7 protein-coding genes are annotated in these 6,776 nt (G+C 71.3%); 1 reads left to right on the top strand and 6 read right to left on the bottom strand.

Annotated elements, in window-relative coordinates; genetic code table 11:
- Positions 1 to 54: 54 nt before the first annotated feature.
- Positions 55 to 954, bottom strand: a complete 900-nt coding sequence (locus tag D7W79_RS36590; RefSeq protein ID WP_120529917.1) for a histone deacetylase family protein — start codon at positions 952 to 954, stop codon at positions 55 to 57.
- A gap of 131 nt (positions 955 to 1,085) precedes the next feature.
- Here D7W79_RS36590 and D7W79_RS36585 point away from each other — a divergent pair, with 131 nt between their 5' ends.
- Entirely contained in the window at positions 1,086 to 2,393 is a 1,308-nt protein-coding gene (locus tag D7W79_RS36585; protein ID WP_208729934.1) for a vWA domain-containing protein, read from the top strand.
- Between the two features lie 43 nt (positions 2,394 to 2,436).
- Here D7W79_RS36585 and D7W79_RS36580 read toward each other — a convergent pair whose 3' ends face one another.
- The 5 genes from D7W79_RS36580 to D7W79_RS36560 form a co-directional block, all read right to left on the bottom strand.
- Positions 2,437 to 4,101: a hypothetical protein gene (locus D7W79_RS36580; protein ID WP_120529916.1), complete on the bottom strand. Its 1,665-nt coding sequence runs from the start codon at positions 4,099 to 4,101 to the stop codon at positions 2,437 to 2,439.
- The gene (locus D7W79_RS36575) at positions 4,098 to 4,937 is read right to left on the bottom strand and encodes an ABC transporter ATP-binding protein (RefSeq protein WP_120529918.1); all 840 of its coding nucleotides are present in this window, start codon (positions 4,935 to 4,937) and stop codon (positions 4,098 to 4,100) included. Before D7W79_RS36575 ends, D7W79_RS36580 begins: the two co-directional genes overlap by 4 nt.
- A gap of 85 nt (positions 4,938 to 5,022) precedes the next feature.
- Complete coding sequence (locus D7W79_RS36570; protein WP_014394116.1) at positions 5,023 to 5,403, bottom strand: response regulator; 381 nt, start codon at positions 5,401 to 5,403, stop codon at positions 5,023 to 5,025.
- Between the two features lie 100 nt (positions 5,404 to 5,503).
- Positions 5,504 to 6,490, bottom strand: coding sequence for an amidohydrolase family protein (locus D7W79_RS36565; RefSeq protein WP_120529915.1), 987 nt, complete (start codon positions 6,488 to 6,490; stop codon positions 5,504 to 5,506).
- Positions 6,487 to 6,729 (bottom strand): hypothetical protein, encoded by a 243-nt coding sequence (locus D7W79_RS36560; protein ID WP_120529914.1) that lies wholly within the window; start codon positions 6,727 to 6,729, stop codon positions 6,487 to 6,489. The genes D7W79_RS36565 and D7W79_RS36560 overlap by 4 nt, the downstream gene beginning before the upstream one ends.
- Between the last annotated feature and the right edge of the window lie 47 nt (positions 6,730 to 6,776).

Raw genomic sequence — 6,776 nt, 5'->3', positions numbered from 1 at the left:
CAGGCATGGTGCCGGGGGGCGCGGGCCCGCAAGCGGCCCGGGGGAAGGCGGGCGTCAGCGGAACAACGAACACGCCGCGAGATAAGTCCCGACGTGGGCCTCCAGCGACGGCGTCAACGGCCTTGCGTAGCCGCCGCCCAGGGTGAGCACCACGGGGAGTCCGCGCTCCTTCGCCGCGCGCATGACGCGCAGGTCGCGCTCGCGCAGTCCCGCGTGGGTGAGCGACAGCCGGCCCAGGGTGTCCTCCTCCAGTGGATCCACGCCGGCCTGGAAGAAGAGCAGGTCGGCGTGCGCGGACTCCAGGACGTGGGGCAGGTGGGCGTCGAGCACGGCCAGGTACTCCGCGTCACCCACGCCGTCCTCCAGCCCCAGGTCCAGGTGCGACGGGTGCTTCCTGAAGGGGAAGTTGTGCTCGCCGTGCATGGAGAAGGTGAAGACGGACGGGTCGCCCGCGAAGGTGGCCGCGGTGCCGTTGCCCTGGTGCACGTCCAGGTCCACCACCACCGCGCGGCGGATGGCCCCTTCCGCCTGGAGGACGCGGATGGCCACGGCGATGTCGTTGAAGACACAGAAGCCCTCCCCGTGGTCCGGGAAGGCGTGGTGGGTGCCGCCGGCCAGGTTCGCGCCGAAGCCGTCCTCCAGGGCGGCGCGGGCCGCGGCCAGGGTGCCGCCCACGGACGCGCGTGCGTTGTCCACGAGCAGGAGGGACCAGGGGAAGCCCAGCCGGCGCAGCTCCGCGTCCGTGAGGCTGCCGCCGAAGAAGGCGTCCAGGTAGCGCGGGGTGTGCACGCGCTCCAGGTCGGTCCGCTCCGCGCGGGGCGCCTCGTGGAAGGCGGCCGGGGGCAGGATGCCGCGCGCGAGCAGGATTTCGCGCAGCAGCCGGTACTTCTCCATGGGGAAGCGGTGCCCGTCGGGCAGGGGGACGGAGTACCTGTCGATGTGGAAGACGCGCACGGACCCCGGGCGTAACGCCGGTTTCCGGAGGCCGCAACCGGAGGCGTAGACCTTCCGGCGGGCCTGTCCGTTACAGGAGCAGGCGGCGCGGAAAAACCCGCCCGCGACGTCCGTTTCCGGAGCCCACACCCATGAACCTGAAGCCCCTCTCGCGGGCCGTCCTGACGGCCGCGCTCGCCACCGGTCTGTCCGCCACCTCCGCCTGGGCCGTCACGCCCATCCACGACAAGCCGCCCGTGAAGCCCCCGCCCGCCGCCGAAGCGAAGCCCTCCGTGAAGGGCGAGTCCGGGAAGCCCACCGGCACGTCCGCGGCCGGGACCCAGACGCCCGCGGGGCAGGGCGCGCAGGCGCAGGGCCAGGACGCGCAGGTGCAACCGCAGGGCGCGCGGCCCGAAATCGAGGTGGCCTTCGTGCTGGACACGACGGGGTCCATGGGCGGCCTGCTGGAGGGCGCGAAGCAGAAGATCTTCTCCATCGCGTCGCGCATCGCGAAGGGCAAGCCCACGCCGCACTTGAAGGTGGCGCTGGTGGCGTACCGGGACGTGGGGGACGCCTACGTGACGAAGCGCTTCGAGCTGAGTGACGACATGGACTCCATGTTCGCGGAGCTGCGCAAGCTGGATGCGAACGGGGGAGGGGACTTCCCGGAGCACGTGGGGCGCGGCCTGGGAGAGGCCGTGTCGCTGCTCAAGTGGAGCCAGGACCGCGAGGTGATGAAGGTCGTCTTCCTGGTGGGCGACGCGCCCCCCGCCGAGCGCGAGGCCGCCTGGGACTTCAAGCTCTGGTCCAAGCGCGCGAAGGAGCGCCACATCGTGGTGAACACCGTGCGCTGCGGCGCGGACAGCTCCACCGAGGAGTCCTGGCGCTACGTGGCGAAGCTGACGGACGGCACCTTCGACTCCATCGACGCGTCGGGCGGCATGGTGGCGGTGGCCACGCCCTATGACGCGGAGCTGTCGCGTGTGAACGCGGAGCTGGCGTCGAAGACGCTCTACGGCGGCCGCAAGGAGGTCCGCGAGATGAACCTCGCGCGCTCGGAGGCGACCAAGGGCATGGCCGCGGAGGCCGTCGCGGACCGCATCAGCTACATGAAGAAGAGCCGGGGCGCGGGCATGAGCGCCCCCAGCGCCGCGGCGGTGAGCAGCGCGCCCGTGGCCGTCGGAGGCGCGGTGGACCTGCTGGAGAAGCCGGCCGCGCTCGACACCCTCAAGGACGACGAGCTGCCCCAGGAGCTCAAGGGCCTCAAGAAGGAGGAGCAGGCCGCGAAGGTGAAGCAGCTCGCCGCCGAGCGCAAGGTGCTGGAGGAGAAGGTCGCGAAGCTCGCCAGCGAGCGCGACCAGTGGCTTTCGAAGAACGCGACCACCAAGGAGGACGCCTTCGACGCCAACGTGATGAAGAGCGTGAAGGCCCAGGCCGCGAAGTTCGGCGTCGCGTACTGAAGGCCTCATTGGGCGGGGCCCCTCGTGCCCCGCCCGCCCGTGGCTACTCGCGCGTCACGGCGCGCAGCACGATCTCCCGCCGCTGATCCAACAGGCGCATCGCCAGGGGGCGCGTCGCCAGGTAGACGCCGAGGTTGAGCACCGCGCACCCGGCGATGAACGCCACGGACTGCCAGCCCGGCCCGTCCATCCCCGCCGCCCGCAGCGCATGGCCAAAAGGCATGCAGCCCACGCTGGCCGCGAGGATGCCCAGCATGGACGCGGTGAGGGGGACCCGGTCGCGCCGCTTGAGGCTCGCGTGGAACTTCACCGGGAAGTACAGCGACAGGAAGTTGCCCGCGGCCAGCAGCATGGGCACCACCGCCGCCACCGCGGCCATGGCGCACAGGAAGTCCACGAGCGTCCCCGCGCCGAAGTACACCCGGTAGAAGGCGCCCACCAGCACCGCCATCCCCAGCGCCGCCACGCCCTGCACCCGGTTCTTCGCGCGCAGCACGTCCGCCAGGCTCATGGGCGCCGCCAGGAACACCGCGAAGCCGTGCCCGTCATACGCGAAGGTGTTCTGGGAGAACGTGGACGCGATGACCACCGCGCCGTAGATGCTCAGGCCGCCCATCACCCACGCGTCCGCGCTGCCGCCCAGCAGGTACACGAAGAGGTCCCGGCCGGAGAGCAGCTTCAGCAGGATGGCCAGGATGAAGGGCACCGCCGCCAGCAGCCGCGCGCGCGGGTTGCGCCACAGGTCCAGCACCTCGCGCCGCAGGAGGGTGTCGAAGCGCGAGCCCGTGGTGGCGAACGGGTCGCTGTCCCGGCCATCCCCCCGGTCTCCGCCGGAGCGGCCTCCCGCCTGCCGGTGGAAGCGCATCAGCAGCCTGTACGCCACCGTCATGCCCAGGCCGGTGAAGAACAGGAGCCCGAAGGCCTCCAGCATCGCGATGCCCACGCGCCCGTGCGCGAGCTGCCCCAGGCCGTCGCCGAAGAAGCCGGGCGGCACCTGGCTGAGCGCCACCGCGGCGTTGATGATGAGGCTCATGTCCAGCGCGCCCACGCCCGCCTCGCCCACGCTGGTGAGCCACGACGTGTCGATGGGCGGGATGAACGACGCGGCCACGAGGAACGCCACCATGCCGCCGCCCATGATGCGCGCGCTGTGCTTCGCCCTCAGCACGTTGATGACCGTGTAGAGGCCCACCCGGCTCCACGCCGCGCAGAAGAGCGCGAACAGCACGTAGAGCACCACCGCCAGCCACGGTGACGCCAGCCGGTGGCGCGACGCATAGCCCACCGCCGCGCCAGTGAGGGGGGCGTAGAACACGAGCGCGCGCGGCTCGAAGAGGCTCGCCACCGTGGAGCCCATCAACAGCCGGAACGGCGAGATGGGGAACGCCGCGTAGCGCGACAACTCGGAATGATCATCCACGCCCGCGGACAGCAGCGGCCACGTCACCCAGGTGGCGGCGGTGACGAAGCAGAGCAGGTTGAGGATGAAGTACGGCCACACGTTGCTATGGACGATGAGCGGCAGCCGCATCAGCTTGAAGAAGCTCAGGCCCAGGAGCACGCCCGGCGCGCTGGAGCCCAGGAACGCCGCCACCGCGAGCAGGCGGCTCTTGCCCGGGCCCTGGTTGAGGCCCAGGTGCAGGCGCAGGCCCCAGAGGAGCAGCAGGTGCTGGAAGAAGCCGGGGACCGGCGGGCGCGGGCGGCTCACGCGGACTCCCGGCGCAGCGGCACCACGGTCGCGGCGGGCTCTCCGTAGAACGACAGCTTCGCGTTGCGCGCGGCCGGCACGGCGATCAGCTTCTCGAACACCGCCTCCAGCGTGGCCACGCCGTGGCGCTGGCGGAGCGCTTCCACCGGGCCCTGATCCAACATGCGCCCGCCCCGGATGACGCCCGCGTGCGTGGCCAGCCGCTCGGCGATCTCCAGCACGTGCGTGGTGAGCAGCAGCGTCACGCCCCGGCGGGACAGCTCGCGCAACAGCTCGCGGATGACGCCCGCGGCGAGCACGTCGATGCCCTCGAAGGGCTCATCCAGCAGCACCAGCTCCGGCGCGTGGATGAGCGCCGCGGCGATCGCGAGCCGGCGGCGCATGCCCTTGGAGTACTCCGCCACCAGCGCGCCGGCCTTGTACGTGAGCTCCGTCAGCTCCAGGAGCTCCACCGCCCGCGCTGCGGCCTCCGCGCCGTCCAGCCCGTACATGCGCGCGCAGAAGGTGAGGTACTGGCGGCCGGTGAGGCGCTCGAAGAGGCTCAGCTCCTCCGGCACCACGCCCACGCGCTGCTTCACGTCCAGGGGCTTCGCCACGGCGTCCACGCCGAGCATGCGGATGCTGCCCTGGTCCGGCCCGTACACGCCGGTGAGCAGCGCGATGGAGGTGGACTTGCCGGCGCCGTTGGGGCCGAGGAACGCGTAGAAGGCGCCCCGGGGAATCTGAAGCTCCAGGCCGTCCAGCGCGGTGAAGGTGCCGAAGCGCTTGACGAGGCCGCGAGCGTCGATGGCCAGCTCGGCCGGTTCGCCGGTGGGTTCAACAGGAGGGGGCGTCATGAAGGACGCCATCACACCACGCACCCAGGGGCTGCCCACAATCCTCGGGTTGACGGATGGTGCGGCCCACCGGGCGCTTCCCGGCTCAGTGCACCATGGCCACCTCCGGCGGCCCGACGATCTGCTGCACGGTGGTGCGCACCTTGTCCAGGTCCACCGGCTTGGAGATGTAGCCGGCGGCGCCCACGAGCTCCGCCTCCCACTCGAAGCCGTAGCCGGAGATGATGATGATGGGCAGGTTGCGCGCCCGCGGCATCTTCTTGAGCGCGTCCAGGAGGCCCCAGCCGCTCATGACGGGCATGCGCAGGTCCAGCAGCACGGCGCCCGGAATGTCGTCCTCGAGAAGATCCAGCGCCTCGCGGCCGTTCTTGGCCTCGATGGTGGCATACCCCATCTCCTGGAGGGCATCGCAGATGAGCGTGCGGTGACTCGCGTCGTCGTCGACGACCAGGATGAAGTTCGACATGGGCAGGAGCCTCTGGAGTGGCGGCGTCTTCGGGGACCGCGATTCTATGGGGTCGAAGATGGGAATGCCCCCTCCATTGCGGAAGGGCCTTCGTTTCTTTTCAACACTCCGCGTAGAGCGACAGCGTGTTCCCGCCCAGCACCCCCGCGAGCGCGGCCTCGTCCAGCCCCAGCCCGGCCAGCGCCCGCAGCTCCCGGTCCCACGCATAGGGGAGGTTGGGGAAGTCCGTCCCGTAGAGGATGCGTCCGGGCCGCACCTCCAGCGCCTTCCTGGGAAGCGGCACGGGGAAGTAGCCGCCCACCGCCATGGTGGTGTCCAGCCAGAGCGTGTCGTACCGCTCCAGCAGGCGCGCGTACGCGTCGAACTCGTCCGCCCCCAGGTGCGGCACGCACAGCTTCAGCGAGGGGTGATCCTTCAGCACGCGCTCCACGCGCTCCGCGGCGCAGAGCTGGTGCGGATCCACCGGGTACTGGGGACTGGACGGCTCCCGCCCTGAGTGCATCACGAGCGGCTTCCCCGCCCGGGCGCACGCCTCGTAGAGCTCATGCAACTGGGGCGCGTCCGGGGAGAAGGCCTGGACGTGACAGTGCAGCTTCACGCCCTTCAGGCCCAGGGCGAACGCCTCCTCCAGGATGGCCACGGCGTCGGGCTCGCCCGGGTACACGGTGCCAAGCCCGATGACGCGGGGCTCGTCCTTCGCCACCTGGGCCACGTAGGCGTTGAGGGCGCGCGCCATGCCCGGCTTGTGGGCGTAGTGCAGGGCGACCACGCGCTCGACGCCCCGGGACAGCAGGAAGGACACCACCTGGGGTGTGTGCAGCTTGTAGCGGATGGGCCAGCCGTGGCGGTCGAACCAGCGCCACACCGCCTCGAAGACGCGGTCGGGGAACAGGTGCACGTGCGCGTCCACGACGGGAGGCAGGCCGGGGTCCACGCGGGGCCCTTCCTCGTCCGCCAGCGCGGGCATGGGCATCTGGATGCCCTGCTCCCGCCAGGACGGCGCCGGCGAGGACGCGAGGCACGGCACGGGCGCGTCGTCCTCCGGATGCGCGTGCGCTGGGCCCGGTGGCTCCCGGGGAGCCGTCATCCGCCCGTGCCCGGTCCGGAGGGCTTCTTCGCGTCCTCCTCGTCGTCCAGGCGCCGCAGGTAGCTGTTGTGCGCGTAACCGTGGCGCTCCAGCCGCTGCGCCTCGATGGCGTCCGCGACCTTCGAACACACCTGGCCGAGCATGCGCAGGGACTCGGCGATCAGCCGCTCCGCGTGATCCTGCGCGTTGGCGGACGGAATGATGGGACGGTCGCGTCGGAACGGCAGGGGCAACTTCATCCGCTGGAATCTAAGGGATGCCCCACCCGGCTGCCACGCGTCAGTCC

It is taken from the genome of Corallococcus exercitus, from assembly GCF_003611585.1.
GTDB classification, from domain to species: Bacteria; Myxococcota; Myxococcia; order Myxococcales; family Myxococcaceae; genus Corallococcus; species Corallococcus exercitus.
Note: the sequence above shows the minus strand (reverse complement) of the source record. Positions and strands in the feature narration are given on the sequence as shown.